A 1,271-nucleotide genomic window follows, 5' to 3' on the forward strand; every position below is an offset into this window, starting at 1 on the left:
TGGGATGCGCGGATCAGACGAACGCACGGGAGCGCTATTCTCGTATGTCGATGTGGAGTCCCGGATACGTTCGGATCACCCGCTCCGACGGATCCGGGAGATAACCAACGCGGCGCTGGCGGCTCTCGATGAGGATTTCGGGGCGCTTTACGCGCGTCGTTTTGGCCGACCCTCGATTCCGCCTGAGCGGTTGCTGCGGGCGATGCTGCTGCAGGTGTTTTACGGGATACGCTCGGAGCGCCAGTTGATGGAGCGGATCGAGTTCGACCTTTTGTTTCGCTGGTTCGTCGGGCTGGGTGTCGACGAGGCAGTGTGGGATCATTCGAGCTTCAGCACCAACCGGGACCGGCTGCTCAGTGGCGAGATCGCCGCCAAATTCCTGCGCGCGATCCTCGCACAGCCCAGCGTGAAGCGGCTGATCTCGAGCGATCACTTCTCGGTAGATGGCACGCTGATCGAGGCATGGGCATCGATCAAGAGCTTTCGCCGCAAGGACGGGAGCGACGATGACCGCCCAAGTCCGCCGGGCCGCAATGCCGAGCGCGACTTCCACAAGGAGAAGCGCTCCAACGAGACCCACCAGAGCACGACCGATCCCGAGGCGCGGCTCTACAAGAAGGGCGACGGCCAACCCGCCAGGCTTTGCTATATCGGCCACGCCATGATGGAGAACCGCAATGGTCTGGCGGTGGACGGCGGCGTCACCCCGGCCAGCGGCACCGCCGAACGGGAGGCGGCACTCGCGATGCTGGATCGCCGGACGCGGCGCCGCCGCATCACGCTCGGCGCCGACAAGGCCTATGACGTGCGGCAGTTCGTGGAGGATTTGCGCGAGCGGTCGGTCACTCCGCACCTTGCGATCGACGGGCATCTTTCGAAGACCGGCAAGGCCCGCGCCACTGCCATGGATCGGCGGACGACCCGTCATCCCGGCTATGCGATCAGCCAACGCTGCCGCAAACGTATCGAGGAGGTGTTCGGCTGGATCAAGGGCTCCGCTCGCCTCGCCAAGGTCAAGCTGCGAGGACGGGCCAAGGTCGATGCGGTCTTCACCCTCGCCTTGGCCGCCTACAACCTCGTACGTCTGCCCAAGCTCCTGGAAGCGTCGGCATGAGCCTCAAAGGCAAATGGCGGATCGTCGAGATGCCCGACTTCGAGGCCGATTATCCCGCTATGGTCGAGCCAGCCTATATCCTGTTCGAGGGGAATGGTTCGGGCGAGTTCGCCTTCGGATGCTGCACCGGACACATCTGGGAGGCGAGCAACACCGA

Annotated in this window: 1 protein-coding gene; it reads left to right on the forward strand. The window is 64.1% G+C overall.

Going from position 1 to position 1,271, the window contains the following annotated elements; all coding sequences use genetic code 11:
* The first annotated feature begins 4 nt into the window (after window positions 1-4).
* Complete coding sequence (locus tag TPR58_RS22635) at window positions 5-1,114, forward strand: IS5 family transposase (protein WP_346249046.1); 1,110 nt, start codon at window positions 5-7, stop codon at window positions 1,112-1,114.
* Window positions 1,115-1,271 lie beyond the last annotated feature (157 nt).

The organism is Sphingomonas rustica (genome assembly GCF_039652585.1).
Taxonomy (GTDB): Bacteria; Pseudomonadota; Alphaproteobacteria; order Sphingomonadales; family Sphingomonadaceae; genus Sphingomonas; species Sphingomonas rustica.

What these genes read in the sequence shown, in the direction of transcription:
- TPR58_RS22635 (WP_346249046.1), top strand. Translation starts at nt 5, where the DNA reads ATGCGCGGATCAGACGAACGCACGGGAGCGCTATTCTCGTATGTCGAT.